Source organism: Sulfobacillus thermosulfidooxidans, assembly GCF_001280565.1.
Lineage (GTDB): Bacteria > Bacillota > Sulfobacillia > Sulfobacillales > Sulfobacillaceae > Sulfobacillus > Sulfobacillus thermosulfidooxidans_A.
On sequence record NZ_LGRO01000001.1, the window covers coordinates 2,985,869 to 3,004,938 of the forward strand.

Sequence of the window (19,070 nt, forward strand, 5' to 3'; positions counted from 1 at the left end):
TTAAAGAATTTTGTGGAAATTGACTAGATCTTACGATGCCTGTTCTGTCCGTGGCAAGATAAGCAAAGACAGAACGTGAAGCTACGTTTTATGAACAATCGGTACCCTCATCTCATTATTTCTTGATAAGACGGTGTAGCATTCATGGATCGACAAGATTCAGTATCGAATCGCCCTTGGCATATTGAATTACAAGGAATTGATCCTATTCCCGATTCAGAGCGCCATGGTCAAATTCAAGATTTATTTTGGATTTGGTTTGCTGGCAATTTGGGATTGCTCGGTGTGGTATATGGGGCGATGCTGTTTAGCTTTGGACTCAATTTTTGGCAAAGCCTTCTGGCTATTATTGTTGGGTCTTTGTCATTTTTATTGGTTGGTTCATTTTCTGTGGCGGGACGTGATGGGGGGGTTCCCATGATGACATTGTCCCGTTCGGTTTTTGGTATTTATGGGAATGTGCTGCCGAATTTGGTCAGCTGGATCTCGTTGGTGGGATGGGAAACCATTACGGTTATCATCGGTACGCTGGCCTTAATGGTCTTGTTTGGAGACGGGGGTCGTGTGCAATCGGATATTTCTGCCGGGATATCACTCCTGATTATGGTGGGTGCGAGCATTGTTGCCGGATTGTTAGGGCAGGCCACGTTAGTGATTATCCAAAAGTGGGCGAGTTACGTATTTGGCATCTTAACCCTGGCGGTGACTGGACTTCTGCTATCCCATACGGATTGGGCACACGTGTTTCACCACCCGGAGGGACCGTGGATTACGGGATTTGTGCCCGCGGTATCGATTATTATTGCAGGTACCGGATTAAGCTGGACGAATACGGCGGCCGATTACAGCCGTTATCTTCCTCGAAGTGCCTCTGCCCGAAGAATTGTCGCCACCTCGACATTGGGAGCTTTTATTCCACTTGTTTTCTTAATGGGAGTAGGAATGTTAGCGGCTACTACTGAGCCGCAATTACCTACGGCTTTAAATCCTTTGACTGTGCTAGGCCGGGAAATGCCCTCATGGATGACGGTTCCTTATTTTTTAACTGCAGCTGGAGGATTAGTTGTAGAGGCCGATCTCAGTTTATATTCTTCGGGCCTTAATTTGTTGAATTTGTTTGTTCCCTTTGCCCGTTATCAAACGGTGATGCTTGACGCCGTCATCATGGTGACTGGCACAATTTATATCGTGTTTATTGCCAAGAATTTCCTCGTTTCGTTTGAGGCATTTGTGGTCCTTTTAGGGGTTGGATTGGCGGCATGGGCGGGGATTTTTTTAGCCTATCAACTGGTTGTCTATGTCCATCGATTGCCCTTATATAGGGATGACGCCGATCTGCACCTTATCGAGTGGCCGGCTACGTTCATTTGGATCATTTCAGTTGGGGTAGGTCTTCTTTTCACTTCCTCGCCGTGGTTTTCCGGTCCTTTTGCGCAAGGGATCTTTGCGCATTCGAATTTAGAAATTCTTATGACCTTTGTTATCAGCTTGCTGGGATATGGACTTTGGTCATGGAAGAGTTCATTTACGAGGGACACTGATGGATAAAAATATGCAGTTTGTGCTTATTGGAAGCATTATTGTGGATATCCAACTTCTTGTGAGTCATATTCCCTTCTCTGGAGAGGATGTGATGGCCCGAGACACGATGTATTACCCAGGTGGCGGCTTTAATGTGTTATCGGCCGTGACACGGCAAGGAGTACCGGCTTTATATGCTGGGCGCATCGGTTCAGGACCCATGGGCAAACGCATCAGGGATGCATTGCGGCAAGAAGGCATTACTTGTCTTCCTGTTTATGAGGATGGCAGAGGTGATACCGGTTTTGTTATCACCATGGTTGAGCCCTCTGGGGAGCGGACATTTGTCACTAGTCCCGGTATTGAAAGTCATATCCGGCCAGAGGATTTGGCGGCGCTTAATTTAAACCGCCAAGATGTGGTCTATGTATCCGGTTATGATCTGCTTTATCCGGTGTCGGGTGCGACAATTGCAGAGTATCTAAGAATGATGCATGAAGATATTCGCTTGGTGTTTGATCCGGGTCCTTTGATCGGCGATATTGCGCGAGAACACCTTGAATTTATGCGTCGCCGCGCCTGGATTATCACAGCGAACCGGGCGGAAATTTGTCAGTGGATGAATCAGCGTGAAATGACCCGAGCTACTGCTCTTTTGGCAGCAGGACGTCCTCCCCATTCGATGGTCGTGGCTCGAGATGGCGAGAACGGGGCGTGGTTTATCAACAATCAGGAGCTTGTTTACGTGCCCCCACGTCCCGCTCAAGTCATAGATTTGACGGGAGCAGGGGATACCCATACAGGCGTGCTGGTTGCGTTTTTGATGTGGGGATGGCCGGTTAATAAAGCTATGTGGGCTGCCAATATTGCCGCATCCCTATCAGTTGAACAGCGGGGACCAGCAACATCTCCTCGGCGACAGGACATTGAAAGGCTCATGTCAAACTAAATTTTGCTGCAAACAGTTTCATCAGGCCCGCGACGACGAGAAACGTTATGTTTCTCGTTTTTATATGCGTTGATCCATTAATCAATACAAGCCTCAATTGATGTAATGATATTCTGTCAAATCGGTTAATTAAAAATTTTACTTTAAAAAAGGTTGAGACTAAACATGAATACATGTTACAAGTATAACTAGAATCATAACTAGTAACAAAGAACTAGTTATAAAGATAACATCTCATGAGACAGCAGAAGCGAACCAATCTATCGATAAACCATACAATGCCGATAATCTATAGATCATTTTGGTTGTCCTGGGAGGGGTATAAATGGAAGGACTGTCGCCAGAGTTAGAAGTAGTCCCGCAAGAGTCGGGAACAGTGGAAATGCTTCCTGTTCGACATGTGGAGGTTGCGTGGACGACGTGGTTGGGATTGGCGGCAGCGTTCGCCATTTTCTTTGCTGTGTTGGAATGGCTTCCTCTCGGTTCTCAACTAGATACTCATCAACGGGCGACGTTGGCTGTCACTTTATGGGCCTGTACGGTGTGGATTACGGGTGCGCTACCCAAGGCCATATCGGGTCTGAGTATTCCGGTGTTACTTTATCTGAGTGGGGCAACATCGAAATCTGTGGCTTTTGCGGGGTTTACGAGTAATACCTCACTGCTTGTGATTGGGTCATTTTTGATTGCTTCTGCTCTCAATGCCCGTCACTTGGACCGACGCATCGCCTTGACAATTATGTCGTGGGCTAAACCCAAGCTCTCGAGTTTTCTGAAGACCTATATTCTTGCGCAAACGGCAACGGCCGTGATCATTCCGGCGATCGTTGCCCGTGCGGCGATCTTTTTGCCAATTGTGCAAGGTACCAATGCGTTATTAGAACCCGGGGACAAAGGGCACCGGGCGCGGCAGGCGATGACGATGAGCGCGGTGGGATTCGCCGCGGTCTTTGCAGGTCCCTTGTTTTTGACGGGCTCGATGCCCAATGTCATTGTCGCTCACCAATTAAATCATCAGGCTGGCGCCCACATTTATTGGTTTCAGTGGTTTTGGCTCAATCTGCCTCTTGCCGGGTTAATTCCCATCATGTATTTTTGGACGCTGCGCCATTTCAAAATCCACGATGTGGGATTGCGTCATGGTCCCGAAACCATTGTGACGGAGCGGGCGAAACTAGGGCCACTCAATCTGACCGATAAGCTGTCATTAGGCGTGGTGGCTCTCGCCGTTGTACTGTGGGCGACCGGTCACTGGACGCATCTGTCTACCGGTTTGGTCGCCGTGGGTGCTGCTTGTCTTCTGTTCCTGCCCGGGCTGTTATCAGGATATTGGCAGCGGATTGAACGGCATATGATGTGGGGAGTCTGGTTGTTGTTGGGAGGAGCGGTGTGCATGAGTAATGCCTTTACCGTAACCAAAACCAACGTATGGCTCTCCCATCAGCTTCAGCACTTTTTTCCGACGGCTGATTGGCTGGTGCTATTCGTCTTGGCGGTTGTGACCATGCAAGTCTTACGCATTGGCATTGTGAGTAATGTGGGATCGATTGCATTATTTACGCCAATCATCGTGACATTAGCGATGACTTTACATTTAAATCCGGTGTCCTTTAGTATGGGCGTTCTCAACGTGGATTCTTATGCCTTGTTAATTCCTTTAGAAATCGAGGCGTGCCTCGTCGCCTATGCCTCGGGAGAATTTACCTTTGGCGAATTTTTCCGTGCCGGAGCGCCCTTAACCGCTATCGCTATCCTTTACATGATAGTTGTCATGATTCCGTGGTGGGCTCTCATTGGTTATCCCATTTGGCAACCTTAAATGTCATCGATAATCACTCAACCAATTTAGGAGGGAACTAAACATGTCTTCATTGAAAAAAACGATGGAACCGGCAACGTCCACTGTGGTTTCTGAATCTTTGCCAGGGTTAATAGGACCGAAAGGTACAGATAGGGGATTACCCTTTTTAGGGCGTCTTCATTCCCGTGTCGAATCTCTCACCGCGGGAAGTTATCAGGAAATTGTGGTCGATTATGAGGTAGGGGCTTCTGGCATTGCAGACAGCGGCTGGTTGAAATTGACCTTTAAGTTCTATTCGGATTGGGCTCCGTTTCAAACTCACGATCCCAGTGGGGCTAATTATTTAAGCGCGGAATATGTCCTGTGTGATCCCTTGCCAGGACAAAGTCAAAGCACCGTAAGAGATTTGAAAGTCGAGTACCTGATTAAAGGCCATGAGCGTCCCTATCAAAAAGCTGTGGTCGTCCATGTTGTTGATGGATATCTTAAACCCGGTGATCATATTATCATTCGCTTGGGCGATCGCCGCTTTGGTGGTCCTGGCACCCGCATTCAAACCTTTGTTGAAAAAGACTTTAGGATGCGGGCTTACGTGGATGTTCTTGGCACTTCCCGATTTGCGGAAATTGGCGACGTCGTCTTTGACATTATCTCTGGCCCCCCCGAAAGAGTGGTTCTAACGGGTCCGCGCTGGAGCCGTCCCCATGAGTCTATACCGATTCTTGCCCGTCTTGAAGATCATTGGGGCAATACCTGTACGGATGAAAGGGGACACCTCTCGATTTTTGTACAACATGACCAAAAAATCGAGGAGATGCCGGTAAATTTGCCTCAGAAGGGTTGGAGCACAACACGTGTCATGATTGGGGCGGAGAAGGCGGGGGAATACCAAATTTCAGCCCGCTACGAAATGGAGAATCAAAGTCTTGAAGCATCCCCCATCTATCTTCTTGTCGACCCAACGTGTTCTGTGCCGCGAGCATATTTTGCGGATTTGCACGTTCACAGCAATCATACGGTGGGAACGAATTCCACCGAATACAATTTTAGTTATGGGAGGGATGTTGCGGGATTAGATATTTTAGGTTATACCGCCAACGATTTTCAAATTACGGATGCGCATTGGACTCAAGATGTGCAATTAGCCAATGCATTTAGCCACGATTATGAGTTCATTTGCTTTCCCGGTATTGAATGGTGTGGGAATTCAGCTGCCGGGGGCGATCATAATGTGGTCTATTTAGGCGAAAAAGCTGATATGGTGCGGGGCGTGGAATGGCATGAGCATTTACGCGAAAGCATTCCCATGCCCGAAGCATGGCCTATTGACAAATTATATGAGGCTTATGCAAGCGATCCGGATAACTATTTATTGATGCCCCATGTGGGAGGAAGACGTTGTAATCTCGACTGGTATTATGAACCTTTAGATCGATTGGTTGAAGTGCATTCGGCGTGGGGCTCCTTTCCTTGGTTGCTGGAAGATGCCATGCGCCGGGGCTACAAGATGGGGGTGGCTGCCAATGGAGATGAACACCGCGGACGTTGCGGAGGCGGTGTGCCGGGAACTGCGGTATTTGGAACTAAAGGGGGATTAACAGGAGTCTTCGCACCAGAACTGACCAAAAAAGCGGTCGCTAAAGCGTTGAGAGACCGGCACACATGGGCCACAACTGGCGAACATCTGGTCGCGATAATGCGATCTGGGGCACACATCCAAGGGGATGAGTGGGAGGTCCGAAATGATATGGTAGACGTCGAATATCAACTCTTAGGGAATCAGGGTTGGGAATATCTTGAAATTTTTAACGGTGTGACGCGGCTTCTAGAGCGTAATCTGCACCAGGAACTGGGGCTCAGTTCAAAGCGCATCCGTATCCGCTGGGAAGGTGCGCGAATTTTTGATCGCTACCGGTGGGCAACATGGCGTGGAACCATTGACATTAAACGAGGGCATGTGCAGCGGTATGCCCCTTGGGGACTCGACCATCCGGCCAAAATTGTGGCATCAGAAGGCCCGCGCCGCATTCGATTTGATACAGACACCTTTGGTGATGCGGATGGCGTTGAATTTTGGGTGAATGATGTCCAACGGATGGATTTTGCAATTCATGTCGAGATTCCTAATTTCAATGGGGGCACAACCATTGATTGGCATGTTAGTGGGGAAATGCTGAAAACTCATGAGGGATCGGTATCTTTTGAGGTGGGGGGAACGGGACTCAAAATGGTTGTTGAACAACTCACCGACCAAGAACTGCCGCGAGATCTCAAGGGTCATCTTCAGGTAACCCTTAATCCGGGTCTGAATGGAATTTACCTGCGTGCGCGTCAACAAGATGATCACAGGGTCTTTACCAGTCCCTTGTTTATTACCAGGCAAAATGCCTGATGGTCGGGAAAAATCTGTGCGCATGCAACATAAAAGCCGGATTGTGAGATTACGGACTTCACCCGGCTGAAAAGAATCAGAACAACAAATGGCCCTGGTGTGATTTGCCAGGGCCATTTAACCTTCTCCAGCTGTGTGAATATTCTGGGTACCGTAATGATGACGCGTTGGTTTCTTTTTCAACTCCATTGAGCTCAGAAGTTCAGAGAAGAAGCCTCGGAACACATAGCTAAGGGATTACGGGAGCATTCTCTTTGAGCATTTTCATAAAAGCCCGCATCCACTGGGGATGGTCAGGCCAAGCACGAGCTGACACCATATGGCCATCTATGACAGCAGCACCGTCAACAAATGTGGCGCCGGCGGCCTCGACATCGGCTTTTAAGGCGGGATAGGCCGCAGATGTTCTGCCGGTCATAACATGGGCTGCCGCTAAAGCAATCGGGGCATGACAAATTTGCGCAACAGGTTTTTCGGTGTGGAAAAAATATTGGACAATGCGGGCAAAATCCGGATCATTGCGAATATATTCCGGAGCCCGTCCACCTGGGATGACTACGGCAACATAATCCTCGGGGTGGACATCTTTGAAGGCGATGTTGGCTTCAATACGGTACCCAGGTTTTTCGGTATATGTGTCAAACCCGGGTTCAAAATCATGTACCACGGTTCGGAGAACCTTTTTACTGGGGGCAGCGATGTCGACATCATATCCTTCTTCTTGCAATCGTTGAAAGGGATACATGACCTCAAGGGATTCGGCGGCATCCCCTGTAAGAATAAGAACACGTGGCATAAACAATCCCTCCTATCCTATTTTTCTGTAACTTCCTGTGAGGGGCAAAGTTGAATTACCGGGATATGTGAAAATGCTGATACCTTTCCGCTTATTATAGTAAATAAAAATTGGGTAATTCAAAATAATTTGTAAACATTGCAGGAAAAATAATAAATCCAACGGGACAAATACTTAGGGTACAAAAATTAAGGATCGCCATCGTGCATTATTCTGAGGAAAATGAATGACGCAGAAGATCTGGATATCGGAGGTATAATACAAGACATATTGCACGAGGAGGACATAGTGTGCCCAAGAAAACGATTTACATTCGCGACACCGATATGCCCTTATGGGAACAGGCTGAGTCACTAGCGACGGGAGAAAGTGTTTCGGCGATTTTAACCGAAGCGTTGCAGCAATATCTCGAAGGCTTCCGTCCTGTATATGCCACTATTAAGCTGCATGGCGCGTCCCTCGCGTTTCGTGCCCGAGTTCATCCGGCAAGTGGAGGGTGGCTGGTGGCCATCTCCGAGGCGTCAGACATCGTGAGGGCAATGGATGAAGCGCAAATTGTTTTGCCCCCGCATATGCCTACAAAAAATGACGCTTGGCTGTGGTTGGCACCTCACCAAATCGATTATATGTTCGTGGAACTGCCCTCCTCAATAGGAAGCATGGACTTTCGAGAGTATGCCAGGCAGGCGTGGCCCATTTTATTGAAACGTCTATTTTCCCAACAAACGCTGACGTACGGCGAATTGGGAGAGCTTTTGGGAGGACTTCATCCCTACCGTCAGGTGCCTCAGGTGCTGGACATCATTGAAAAATGGTGTTTGGAACATGGTTATGGGGATTTAACGGCTATGGTCGTGAGTAAGACGACGGGACTTCCGGGTGCGGATTATTGGCAGCAAAATGGTTGGGCGGGAATTCCCGTCGCCGATCAAGTGGAGCGCTGGAAAAAAGCGCAACAGCAAATGATTCAACAGCAGTGGCCCCAAGAAGCTCCATTTTAACCAAGGATACGAAGATTTATGCCTTGCCTGGGAACGTGAGAAGAGACCCTCAATGGGCGACGAGAGATTTTATCAAAGTACTTACCCGATTCGCTTTGAGTGGGGACAAGAGGGCGTTAGACGCTTAGCGCCTCTCTCAGGCGTCGTGGTTATTGTCGATGTGTTATCTTTTTGCACGGCCGTGGATGTCGCTATGTCAAAAGATGCCATAGTTTTTCCCTACAGGTATCACGATCCATCGGCTTTGACATTTGCTCAATCCGTTGATGCCATTTTAGCCGGTGAGCGTGGCCACGCTTTCTCGTTATCGCCGAGTTCCTTATTGTTTTTGCCGTCTAAAACTCGCATTGTTTTGCCATCGCCAAATGGCTCGACATGTACGGTTGTCGCGCAAGAGGCAGGATGTGTAGTCATAGCCGGCTGCCTTCGAAATGCCAGTCATGTGGCGGCTTTTATTAAGCGGCATTATGCCCGCGAGATGATTAGTGTCATCGCATGCGGAGAACAATGGCCCAATGGCCATCTATCTGCGGCCCGCTCTTGAAGATTTTCTTGGAGCAGGGGCGATTTTGAGTCAGTTCGATCCGTGGGCCTTGTCGGTGGAGGCGCAGGTTGCGGCCTGGGCTTTTCAAAACGCCCAAGCGAATTTGTCAAGCATCGTGATGCAATCATCGTCCGGCTGTGAACTCATCGCCAGAGGATTTACCTCTGACGTTTTAATCGCTAGTGAATGCAATGTAAGCACCGTAATTCCAGTGTTCAAAGATGGAGCTTATATTCCGTCATCGTTATGATCTCGCCCCAAAGTGGTTTGTAAGCGAATCCCCGTCCCTCCAAAAACCTCAAGGGGCCGGGGATTCAAAGCTTTGACTGACACGGGAGGGCACGAGCAAGCTCATTTTGGGAAATGCCGCTATGATGCCGACTTTGTCGCTGGCAAATGGGCACGGATATCTTGAATCAATGAATTCCAAGAAATCAAACCTTCGTGATACCACAAAATTCGGCCGGATGAGGATACCAACACTTGCGTTGGAATTCCAGAGACACCATACAAGTCGGAGATTTTGCCATGATTGTCAAGGGCTACCGGAAAGGGCAGGTGAAGGCGGTTGGCATAGGCTACCACATGGGACGTTGAGGACTCCGATAAACGTAAATCAATAGCCACAACATGCGGATATTGGGGATGAGTTTTGTCCCAGCGTTCAAGATGAGCGAGGGTCGGCATTTCTTCTTGGCAATCAGGACACCATGTGGCAAAGAAATCGAGAAGGCGAATCGGACTGCCAGAACCTACACTCACCGTTCCATTCTTTCCTCCCGGCAAGATTGCGGGAAGGGTAAAGGAACGGTTGACGCTCTCTGAGGGCCCAATCGTGGTGGGATAATAAGCGAGTTCACGGGCCGGGGGAATTCTCAATGTCGGATGGCCCGGGAGCAAAGGGACAACGTGCTCGAGAATATTATGGACCTGCGCTCCAATGGCTTGCGTGGACGTGCTTGGCGAATTCAAATAGACCCAATGTTCGTGCCCGCGGGGTCCAATGACAAACACCCCCGGGGTATGACTGATTAATGAACCATGAATGATTTGGGTTTGCATAAAATAATGATGCCAAACTGACTCGAGCTCGCTTGACGAACCGGTGAGAAATTGCCAGGTATGAAGCATATGATTGGCCTGAGAAAACTGATAAACATCTTCGGTTGAGGTCGTTGCGGGATTGGCATTAATCGCGACAAAGGCCACTTGATTTTTATGAGAGCCCAAGTCGTATTGGACATTACGCATAATGACCGCCATCAAGGGACTGACCGTGTTGCCCGCGCTATTGACAAAGCCCATAACCACGACTTTGCCGCGAAATGATTGTATAGAAAATGGTTTGCCAAATTGATTGGTCAAATGAAAATTGGGGGCGGGAATATCCTTGATGGGGGCACCGGGATCGACAGAAGCGGGCTCAGTCGACGGGGTCGACACTGAATTCGGGTTGGCTGCAGCAATATGCACGGACGATACGGCTTTGTACACGGCAAAGCCAACCGCCATTAAGACGGCTAGAAGTCCTAAAGAAATTGTCCATAAAGTTGTTTTACGCATCACGGGAAACCTCCACTTTGCTTGCTTTAAGAAAAGACAGTTGATAGGCCCGGACCAAGAAGCCAGTACCAGCCAAGATAGACGGCGGCAGCAACCATGATGAGGGCGCTTAACTTTTGCACCATGGGGATAATTTGATTGATGATTCGTTCGACTACGCTGCGCGTGATGGCGGTTACGGTCGATAACCCGGTAATAACTGTGGCTACGCCCAGAGCAAATGCTCCATACACGCTCAATGCAGATGTGCCAGGATGGTTGAGACTTTCGCTCACGACCACCATAAAAACGGGAAGGCTACAGGTTAGGGAAACCATGCCATAACTCATTCCATAGGCGATAAAGGCGGGAGCACTCCCTCGTTCAAAGGTGCGTTGTAAACCATTTAAAGCTTTTGTGCCGGGTATGCTGCCAAACGTTAATGATCCCCGCCAAGTAAAAATGGCGAGAATGATCAAAAATAAGGCCATCATCAATGAAAAAATCGGGACGATTTGAAATAGGATATGTCCAATCGTTGAGAGCACAAGGCTAGCCATTCCAAAAATCACTACGACACCTATGGACGTTAATACTCCGGCTTTGATGCCTGCCGTCCACTTCCAGTCCCCAGGGTTCACACGCCCTGAGAGCAGATAGAGTAAATAGGACGGCAATAATGCGACCCCGCATGGATTAAAAGCAGTGACTAAACCGGCTGAATACGCTAATAACTCAGGAATCGACAAGAATCATAAACCCTCCTTGACACGCAATTGTTTGACAAAAAATGAATGTCTGTCCTGCAAATACCATCCGAGAGCGCAAACGTTCTTTCGCAAAAACTCGGTTGTGGGCTCCGAACACATTACACTATGTCGATTATGGCTCAAAGAGATAAACTCAGCAACGGTCCAAACTGGATCCGTTGTGATAATACTCCAGGGATTCCAACCTATTAATGAGACTGAGTTAATGAGACTGAGGTTCAAGATGGGTGATGAGATACAGGGCACGGTTGGTACTAGGAGCATACACAGCGTATGCTTCTTTGCCAATCACTCGTTCGGCAACAGCATGGATGTGCGGAGCACCCGCAAGGGTAATGGCGGAAATGAAAATGCCCGGCGATGAAATCACGGGAGCCACATCTCCGGCTTTGAAAATAATTTGAGGGGAGAGGGTGGACGGAAGGGCCACATTCTCGGGAAGCGGTTTGAGCGTTTTATACCACGAAATTTCATAGCCGCCTGGATTGACCCAGCTGTCCACGCTCATATAGTAGGTTCCCGTGCGCGGGTGAATTGGGGGCAGATAGATAGGAATATGGCACTGACTAATAATGAGTTGTTCATTCGAGGACAATTTGCGTGGTAATGGGGAAATATGGGACTGCACCTTGGTGGTATAGGTCAGCTGCTGATGATCTTTAACGGGTACTTCTACTACCTTAATATCTTTTACCCGCAACGAGTGATCCGTTTTCATGACAATGTCTGCCTGAAGGGTAAACGGTTCGGCTTGGCTTAAACGATTTTGAGACATGGAATGTGCCATCCATAGCAATTCTTGATTGCTTACGCTCATTTGGGAAACCAAAATAGTATAAATTTTGTGGTTATGCGGCCAAGCTACGGCTTTATCAGGCCCTAAGTCCGGCCATAGCCAGAAGGTTTGTCCAAACTGGTGCACAATATTGGGATGGGGCCATAATGGATATTGGCTGGCGGTCACCATAAGCCATGGACTCTGTTTGGCAAAGTAAGAGAAATTAGCGGAGGTCACCTTCGAAGCGACCTCGGGCCGCGCGGCTTTTTCACTCACCCCGATCCAGTAATTCACGCGGGTATGCGTATCTTTAGGCATGGAGTCTAACACGGGCAAGTGGCTCACTCCGGCCCGTACTACTGGAATCATGCCCGTGGCACTCAAAGTCTCGTTAAAAGGCAAGAATGAGGGCACGGGAACAACAGGCTGGCGGTGGCCTTTGAGAAATGGTATGGCAAAATTTAGAATTTTGGCGGCGCCTTGTAACTGCGTTGAGGGTGGGGATGTATGATGTGACCACGGGGCCCATAAACTAAGAACAAACGCCCCTGCCACAGCGGCACTACCCACGGCCAAAGACCATGATGCCCAAAACGGGCGGGCTTTTTGGGCTTGGACCGGATGAAATTCCGGGACTGGCATCGCATCAAGTTGATGATGGAGGGCCATTCGAATTTTTTCTTCCCACTCGTCAGATTTTCTGGTCATGTTCTGCCACCTCATCTCGGAGCCTTTTGCGTAACCGTGCCAATTTTGTTTTTAAAAAGGTTGGAGTCGTGCCTAAAATGGCTGCGGCCTCTTTTAACGGTAAGTCATGGTAATACACTAAAACAATGGCCATCCGGTCTTTGGGTTTCAATTGGGCGATAGCATCCCACAAAACCGATAATTCCTGATTATCGGATATCTCAGCATGACTGGATTTCGTCATGCTGAGCTGATCAAACAATTGCACCTCTTGACGCTTTTGACGAAATACATCCATGCACAAATGGGCCACGACGGTAAAGAACCACCGCAAGGGCGGCGATTTTCCGTGGTGTTTTTCCCGGTATACTACATAGCGGGCTAAACACTCCTGAACGATGTCTTCGGCCAAGGAGTAATCGCGAATCGTCGCCCACGCAAAACGGAAAAGTTTAGGCGCAATTTGCTCAACAAATTCCACCATTTCTTCTTCGCTGGTGGGATGCGTAACCGATAACTTGTTTACAGCTTTCGCGAAAATCACCTCGCCTTTATGGCAAGGCTGGAACCGGTGCCCGTTTTGGAGACGGCGCCGTAGAACGACCGGTGAGCCATAACCCCAGCCTTGTTCGCGATATCATTCTAATAATGCCCAAAGATACGCTAGCTGTCACGATGACACTGAAAAGGTCAGCGATTGCCCACGGCATTTGGGTCGTTGCCCATGAGGCTAAAGGTTCTAAAATCATGGGATGAATTAAGTAAATGCCGAGGGAAAATGTGGAAAACTGGCGTAAAAGCCCGGCAATCCAGCCCCATTTCACGGCTTCTGTAATCATTTGCCCGGCCATGAGCAAAAGGATAAAGGTCATAATGGAATAGGGAACCATGGCGGGCTGCAACACACTCTGCGCCGTCATCAAATTTTTATGCTGGGCTGTCCACAAAAATACCCCCGTCAGGATCATCCAACTTAGACCCCAACCGCCTGCAATAAGCAAACGATGCTGCCGCAAATATTGGGATGCTCTCTCCCATGACGTGGCGAGCAATCCACCAGAGACAAAATAGAGGCTATAGGTCCATACCTCAAGACCAGTGTAGTGATTGATGCCTTGAGGATGAGGACCCAAACCAAAAGCATCATAAGCCATTAAGAGGACTTCGAAGATAAATACCGCCGTCCACAAGCGCCAGGGCTTATTGTGATAGAGGCGAATGAGCCAGAAGAACACCGGGAAGATCGTATAAAATTGAATAGTAATCAACAAATAATACAGGTCAAATGCGGCCCGCCCCGTGGGCAAATCGGCCAGAGTCGTGGTGACAATAAGCCAAGGATGTTGCCATCCTAAAGTTCGCACGACGTATATAAGACTCCATAAGATATAGGGTATGCCAATAACGGGATAACGCTTACGGAAAAATTTTTGCCATGAAGTGGGCCGATTCAACATGGCTTGAGTTAAAACCAGGCCAGTAATCGCCATAAACACTTCCCGGGTAAAATGCAACAGGGTGAGCACATAGGCACTGGTGAGGGTGCGTCCTTCGCTGGTAAACCAGGTCGCATGGACCATGATCACGCCTAATATTGTCAAAGCCCGGACCATATCAACCGCCATTAACCGCTGAGATTTCATGCATGCTGCCCTTCTTTCACCAGCATCCGGCGCTGAATTTTTCCCGTGGCATTTTTCGGTAAGGCTTCCACAAAATGATAGGCCACAGGACGCTTGTAAGGACTTAAATGCTTGGTCGATAACTCTCTGAGGGTCTCTTCAATGTCCGGATCAGATGACACAATATAGGCTATAGGTTCTTCCCCCAAAATGGGATGGGGACGTCCTACCACGACACATTCTTGTACGCGCTTGTCCTTTTGAAGAACTTCTTCCACTTCACGGGGGAAAATGCTCTCGCCTCCCCGCTTAATAACGTCTTTGACACGCCCATCAAGATATAAATACCCTTCCTTATCAAAATGCCCGAGATCACCTGTGTGATACCATCCCCCTGTCATTTCGGACAAGGCCCAGGCATTCATAGGAAGGTGAGAACGGATTACGGGTCCTCCCTTAATCCATACTTCAGAATTAATCAAGCGCACCATAATATTTCGGGGGCGTCCCACGGAGCCGGCAGGACCTCTTTGGCCTAAAGGGTCTGTGTTGACCGTTATGGGACCGCAAGCTTCTGTCATGCCATAGCTTTCGATGACAGGCACTCCAAATTGCTCTTCAATGCGTTCTAAAAGAACATGACCTAAAGGTGCGGAAGCTGAGCGAATAAAGCGGATAGACCCATGGGGGCCCGTGCCGGTGAGGGGGAGTTCATGGGCCTGGTGAGATAATATTGTTAAAATCGCGGGCACGGCATTGATCCAGTTTGCGTCCTGTTTTTGAACCGTGTTCCAGAAGGTTTGCCGGTTAAACGGATCTAAAATGATAGTGCCTCCGGCTAAAAAGGTGGAAAACAGCGCGATCACGGGTGCATTGACATGAAAGAGGGGAAGGGGGGAATATCCGCGGGAGTGTTCCGTTAACTGATGGGTCATTTTAACGGTGAGCGCCTGTTCCCATAATTGGTCTTGTGCCAATCCTACTGTTTTGGGCTGGCCAGTCGAGCCAGAAGTAAAGAGAATCATCCCGCTAAAATTTTCTTGCCATGGTGCGTCACTTTCTGGGGTATGTGATTCTAATATCCAACCGGGACTTTTCCCGCTGCCATGATTATCATGGAGCCAGATCCCACAGTGGGCTTCTTTCAGCTGACGCTGCCATTCTTCACGAGGCGCTTTAGGATTTAATGGAACAACCGCTAAGTCCCAAGCTAATAAGGCTAAGAGCCCGATAGCAAAATAGCAGGGTGAGAAGCTGCTAAGACCGACGGCTTGGAAAGACCGGATGCGATGGTGTTGTAAGAGGCGGTGAATCCGTTCGATTTCAAACCATACATGTTCATAGGTATATGTCGTGTCGTCACAGATTAAAAACGGATGGGTTAAATCAGGCAACGCATTCCACCTGCGTACTGCCCGGTTATTTCGCGTCATATTCGTGCTCCCTCTTAGGTTTTTTCTGACTTAAGGCTTTTTAGGCTTATATTTTTGAAACGGCGTGTTTCTTACCCGAGCGCAACGAACCGGGTTTCTTTGGCCCATAAGCTTAAAGCCAATGTGCCTAGCCACGTGACGAGTGCGGTAAAAATTAAGGTGCCTTGAATTCCTGACGAACTGAGCGCTTGCTCTAAGATAAAAGGAGCCAGGGCCCCGCCCAAGAGTCTAGCGACGGCCTCAGCAGCTCCCACTCCTTTGGCTCGAATGGCGGTGGGATATTGCTCCGCGGTAAAGATTTTCATCGCGGGATCGACGGCAATTCCAAAAAACGACAGAGCCATACCCGCCATGATAATTTCGGAGTACTGGTGAAGATGACTGAAGAGCAAGGCAAAGAACCCGGCTAAAAGGGTAAAGCTAATTAACAGGGGTTTACGTCCAATGCGTTCGACGAGCCATGATTCGATGAGTTTTCCGGGAATGGATGCGGCCATAATGAGGCTGGCAAATAACAAGGCCTGGTGTGCACTAAATCCTTCTTTTATTAATAAGGAGGGCATAAAATTCATAATCACATAAAACAGCAGCAGCACAGCAGGAAAAGCAATCCAGAGCATGGCAGTTTGCCGTCTGAAAGTTTTAGACCACAGTTTTTTGGAGGATGTGATGACAGTAGACCGTGCTTGTGAGAGCCAAATGGGTGATTCTGGCACAAAACGCATGATCGCAATCAAAATCAGATAGCCTGTTGCGCCGAAATAAAACATCTGGCGCCACCCGCTGGGACCTCCATAAGGAATGATCCACGATGCCAGAAAGGGGCTGGTGAAATAGCCAATAGATAAAAAGGCGTCCAAAATGCCCGCGGACCGACCACGCGCATGAGAAGGCGCCAATTCGGCAAAAAGAGTATAGGGGATAGGAAATGTTGCTCCAAGTCCCAGACCCGCTAAAAAGCGCAATACAACAAACATCGTCCAGTTGTCTGATAAACCGGTGATGACGGTGAGTGTCGTGTAATAGGCCAACGCCATTTGCAAAATGGTCTTGCGTCCAAATTTATCCGCTAAAATGCCAGCGGGGAATACCCCCAAGGCGACTCCCAGTGTCGGCGCAGAGACGACGACACTGCTTTGCCAGGCACTGAGGTGCCACTGAGCTTTTAACGATGGCAAAACTGTTCCGGTTAATCCAATGTCATAGGCTTCAATGAGCCAGACCATCGCGACTAACAATAATAACCCCCATAAGCGCCACGACAGTTGGCGTGGACGATTGTTATTCTCTGCAGCAATCACCAGACACGGCTCCTTTTCGGTGTTATCCTTTTTATCCTAAAGACGGGAAAACGAGCGTTTGGTAATCAGGACCGAAAAAATTTTTTTCAAATGATGTGTAACAATCCATAATGCTTCCAGCTCAGTTGACGGCCTTATTTAGGTCACGACGTTTTTCTTATAGAGTGGGACATGGTTAAAATTACTGCTTTTCATACCTAAGCGAGTTGCTACAATGAAAGGCGTGAATAAGACCGGCATGGATAATTGCTAGGGATCAAGGGAAATGAGCAAGGAGGAATAACTGTTGAGTGAGCGTAACGGATCGGATCAGCCCTTATGTCCCCAATGCCATAAGGTGGTACGAACGGAGGACCATTTTTGTCGGTACTGCGGTTATAAACTGACAAAACCGGTTGCGACGTCCTCACGGAGCGGGCGAGGGGTGAAGCGTCTTCCCCGCTGGCCATTTGCATTGATGGGGATTGCATTAGGTGTGGCCGCTGCCATAATGATTGGCAATCAGACCCAAAAGGTCGCCACTACCGGCTCTTTCAAAAAGCCTTCTTTGTCTCATCAGCATTTTTCGCCACCCGTGTCTCAATCATCTCCGTCTCCCTCTTCATCTCCGTCGTCGCCATCGCCTTCTTCTCCCAGTCCAAGTCCCTCACCGAGCCCCTCTCAGGGCCCTTCTTTGAGCCCGAGCCCGTCTCCCAGTCCAAGTCCGAGTCCATCGGGACAACCATCGTCCCAGCCATCCGGGAATTTTGTTAGTGTTCAACGTGTATATCATGGCACCACATTAGGATTGAACCTTCCCAAGACGCTCGATACGGTGGAGATATCTAGTCCCGGGGCTTGGCAATGGGGAAATCAGAAAGGCCAGGTCAGTTTAGATGTGGTCGCGCACAAACCGGCCGGAATTTCTGAGGCGTTAGGTCCTAGCACTTTTGGCACACCTATTATGTCTGAGGGGCACCGAGTTGCTCAAACCATTTATGTTAAATGGCCAGGACAGGGATGGGTGGAAGTGTCCATGCAGGTGCCCCAAAAACATGAAGTATGGCTATCAACGATCGCGCAAAGTATTCACATCGGATAATGACTTGGTGGTGTGAAGGACGAGAGTATTCAGTTAGCCAATAAGAGCCTTAAAACCAGACACTCTTATTCGCTGGGTAAAGTGGGAAGTTTTTCAGGCAGCTCGCTTAATGATGAGGTGATTATCTTGGGCCTTATGCCCAGTTCCTCGGTCGGTAAGTGCAAGCGGTTAATCCAAATCGTGTAAAATCCAAAATGACTGGCTCCGGCGATGTCCCAACCATTGGAGGACACAAAAACAATGTGCGAGGGCATCCGGTTAAATTGGGTCACAACCAGGTTATAAGCGTCGGGATGAGGTTTATAATGTTGGATGATGTCCACACTTAACACCCCATCCAGAACCGTTTGCATTTGCGTGGCTTTTACGCCTGCTTGCAGCATTAAGGGTGTGCCATTGGATAAAATGACCGGGTGATGTGATGCGCTCTTCAGCGCGTTCAAAGCAGGTAACGCGTCATCAAAGGCCACCGGATTCCACCAGGCCTGTTCCAAATCATTTTGTTCTGCCGCGGATAAAGACAGATGAAAATACTGCAAAGTATATAGCAAAGCTTCGTGGGTAATTTGGTCAAAGGGCACATATTGGTGCATTATAGTTCGTAAAAACGCGTATTCCAACTGTTTTTGGCGCCACAAGCTCAAGAAACTTTGTGCCTGCTCCTTGCCCATGAACCGTTCACATTCCTGTTGAATTTGGCTAACGTCCCACAATGTGCCGTAGGCATCAAACACAATGATCATGATTGTCCTCCTAGGTCCGTTGGCGGATTACCCGTTTATCCCGCCTACATGAGCTATTGTCTAACCATTAACGCTCCAGCATACGTGCCATTTTGCTTCATTATGAGGT

The 19,070-nt window shown here is 48.6% G+C and carries 17 protein-coding genes; 8 read left to right on the forward strand and 9 right to left on the reverse strand.

Annotated features, from left to right (window positions below; all coding sequences use genetic code 11):
* The first annotated feature begins 144 nt into the window (after positions 1–144).
* The 4 genes from AOA63_RS14500 to AOA63_RS14515 all read left to right on the forward strand — a co-directional run bounded on the left by AOA63_RS14500 (position 145) and on the right by AOA63_RS14515 (position 6,663).
* Complete coding sequence (locus tag AOA63_RS14500; RefSeq protein ID WP_053960374.1) at positions 145–1,548, forward strand: purine-cytosine permease family protein; 1,404 nt, start codon at positions 145–147, stop codon at positions 1,546–1,548.
* Positions 1,541–2,470, forward strand: coding sequence for a carbohydrate kinase family protein (locus AOA63_RS14505; RefSeq protein WP_171822731.1), 930 nt, complete (start codon positions 1,541–1,543; stop codon positions 2,468–2,470). Before AOA63_RS14500 ends, AOA63_RS14505 begins: the two co-directional genes overlap by 8 nt.
* 325 nt (positions 2,471–2,795) lie before the next feature.
* Positions 2,796–4,289, forward strand: a complete 1,494-nt coding sequence (locus AOA63_RS14510) for an SLC13 family permease (RefSeq protein WP_053960375.1) — start codon at positions 2,796–2,798, stop codon at positions 4,287–4,289.
* Positions 4,290–4,332: 43 nt separating this feature from the next.
* Complete coding sequence (locus AOA63_RS14515) at positions 4,333–6,663, forward strand: hypothetical protein (protein WP_053960376.1); 2,331 nt, start codon at positions 4,333–4,335, stop codon at positions 6,661–6,663.
* A gap of 229 nt (positions 6,664–6,892) precedes the next feature.
* Here AOA63_RS14515 and AOA63_RS14520 read toward each other — a convergent pair whose 3' ends face one another.
* Complete coding sequence (locus tag AOA63_RS14520) at positions 6,893–7,459, reverse strand: DJ-1/PfpI family protein (protein WP_053960377.1); 567 nt, start codon at positions 7,457–7,459, stop codon at positions 6,893–6,895.
* A 290-nt stretch (positions 7,460–7,749) separates the two neighbouring features.
* Between AOA63_RS14520 and AOA63_RS14525 the strand changes: the two genes are divergently transcribed.
* The 3 genes from AOA63_RS14525 to AOA63_RS20395 are packed head-to-tail and all read left to right on the forward strand — an operon-like array spanning position 7,750 to position 9,254.
* A complete protein-coding gene (locus AOA63_RS14525) occupies positions 7,750–8,460 on the forward strand; it encodes a hypothetical protein (protein WP_053960378.1) in 711 nt (236 codons plus the stop codon).
* A 52-nt stretch (positions 8,461–8,512) separates the two neighbouring features.
* Positions 8,513–9,004, forward strand: coding sequence for a 2-phosphosulfolactate phosphatase (locus AOA63_RS20390; RefSeq protein WP_053960379.1), 492 nt, complete (start codon positions 8,513–8,515; stop codon positions 9,002–9,004).
* Positions 8,976–9,254, forward strand: a complete 279-nt coding sequence (locus AOA63_RS20395; protein ID WP_053960380.1) for a 2-phosphosulfolactate phosphatase — start codon at positions 8,976–8,978, stop codon at positions 9,252–9,254. The genes AOA63_RS20390 and AOA63_RS20395 overlap by 29 nt, the downstream gene beginning before the upstream one ends.
* Positions 9,255–9,373: 119 nt before the next feature.
* On the opposite strand, the gene AOA63_RS14540 is transcribed toward AOA63_RS20395, so the two are convergent.
* From AOA63_RS14540 to AOA63_RS14570, 7 genes are all read right to left on the reverse strand, one after another.
* Entirely contained in the window at positions 9,374–10,567 is a 1,194-nt protein-coding gene (locus AOA63_RS14540) for a TlpA family protein disulfide reductase (protein WP_053960381.1), read from the reverse strand.
* A gap of 26 nt (positions 10,568–10,593) precedes the next feature.
* Positions 10,594–11,295, reverse strand: coding sequence for a cytochrome c biogenesis protein CcdA (locus tag AOA63_RS14545; protein ID WP_053960382.1), 702 nt, complete (start codon positions 11,293–11,295; stop codon positions 10,594–10,596).
* A 223-nt stretch (positions 11,296–11,518) separates the two neighbouring features.
* A complete protein-coding gene (locus AOA63_RS14550) occupies positions 11,519–12,802 on the reverse strand; it encodes a hypothetical protein (RefSeq protein WP_053960383.1) in 1,284 nt (427 codons plus the stop codon).
* A complete protein-coding gene (locus tag AOA63_RS14555; protein ID WP_053960384.1) occupies positions 12,786–13,325 on the reverse strand; it encodes an RNA polymerase sigma factor in 540 nt (179 codons plus the stop codon). The genes AOA63_RS14550 and AOA63_RS14555 overlap by 17 nt, the downstream gene beginning before the upstream one ends.
* Before the next feature lie 7 nt (positions 13,326–13,332).
* Positions 13,333–14,424 carry an acyltransferase gene (locus tag AOA63_RS14560; RefSeq protein ID WP_053960385.1) on the reverse strand — a complete coding sequence of 364 codons (1,092 nt, stop codon included), beginning with the start codon at positions 14,422–14,424 and terminating at the stop codon, positions 13,333–13,335.
* Positions 14,421–15,836: an AMP-binding protein gene (locus tag AOA63_RS14565; RefSeq protein WP_053960386.1), complete on the reverse strand. Its 1,416-nt coding sequence runs from the start codon at positions 15,834–15,836 to the stop codon at positions 14,421–14,423. Before AOA63_RS14565 ends, AOA63_RS14560 begins: the two co-directional genes overlap by 4 nt.
* A gap of 71 nt (positions 15,837–15,907) precedes the next feature.
* Positions 15,908–17,137, reverse strand: a complete 1,230-nt coding sequence (locus AOA63_RS14570; protein ID WP_053960387.1) for an MFS transporter — start codon at positions 17,135–17,137, stop codon at positions 15,908–15,910.
* Between the two features lie 286 nt (positions 17,138–17,423).
* On the opposite strand from AOA63_RS14570, the gene AOA63_RS19835 reads away from it, so the two are divergent.
* A complete protein-coding gene (locus AOA63_RS19835) occupies positions 17,424–18,218 on the forward strand; it encodes a zinc ribbon domain-containing protein (protein ID WP_171822549.1) in 795 nt (264 codons plus the stop codon).
* Positions 18,219–18,283: 65 nt separating this feature from the next.
* On the opposite strand, the gene AOA63_RS14585 is transcribed toward AOA63_RS19835, so the two are convergent.
* On the reverse strand, positions 18,284–18,961 hold the full coding sequence (locus AOA63_RS14585; protein ID WP_053960390.1) for a haloacid dehalogenase type II: 678 nt from the start codon (positions 18,959–18,961) through the stop codon (positions 18,284–18,286).
* Positions 18,962–19,070: the final 109 nt, after the last annotated feature.

What these genes read in the sequence shown, in the direction of transcription:
- AOA63_RS14510 (WP_053960375.1), top strand. Translation starts at nt 2,796, where the DNA reads ATGGAAGGACTGTCGCCAGAGTTAGAAGTAGTCCCGCAAGAGTCGGGA.
- AOA63_RS14550 (WP_053960383.1), bottom strand. Translation starts at nt 12,802, where the DNA reads ATGACCAGAAAATCTGACGAGTGGGAAGAAAAAATTCGAATGGCCCTC.
- AOA63_RS14560 (WP_053960385.1), bottom strand. Translation starts at nt 14,424, where the DNA reads ATGAAATCTCAGCGGTTAATGGCGGTTGATATGGTCCGGGCTTTGACA.
- AOA63_RS20390 (WP_053960379.1), top strand. Translation starts at nt 8,513, where the DNA reads ATGGGCGACGAGAGATTTTATCAAAGTACTTACCCGATTCGCTTTGAG.
- AOA63_RS20395 (WP_053960380.1), top strand. Translation starts at nt 8,976, where the DNA reads ATGGCCATCTATCTGCGGCCCGCTCTTGAAGATTTTCTTGGAGCAGGG.
- AOA63_RS14540 (WP_053960381.1), bottom strand. Translation starts at nt 10,567, where the DNA reads ATGCGTAAAACAACTTTATGGACAATTTCTTTAGGACTTCTAGCCGTC.
- AOA63_RS14500 (WP_053960374.1), top strand. Translation starts at nt 145, where the DNA reads ATGGATCGACAAGATTCAGTATCGAATCGCCCTTGGCATATTGAATTA.
- AOA63_RS14505 (WP_171822731.1), top strand. Translation starts at nt 1,541, where the DNA reads ATGGATAAAAATATGCAGTTTGTGCTTATTGGAAGCATTATTGTGGAT.
- AOA63_RS14565 (WP_053960386.1), bottom strand. Translation starts at nt 15,836, where the DNA reads ATGACGCGAAATAACCGGGCAGTACGCAGGTGGAATGCGTTGCCTGAT.
- AOA63_RS14515 (WP_053960376.1), top strand. Translation starts at nt 4,333, where the DNA reads ATGTCTTCATTGAAAAAAACGATGGAACCGGCAACGTCCACTGTGGTT.
- AOA63_RS14585 (WP_053960390.1), bottom strand. Translation starts at nt 18,961, where the DNA reads ATGATCATTGTGTTTGATGCCTACGGCACATTGTGGGACGTTAGCCAA.
- AOA63_RS14520 (WP_053960377.1), bottom strand. Translation starts at nt 7,459, where the DNA reads ATGCCACGTGTTCTTATTCTTACAGGGGATGCCGCCGAATCCCTTGAG.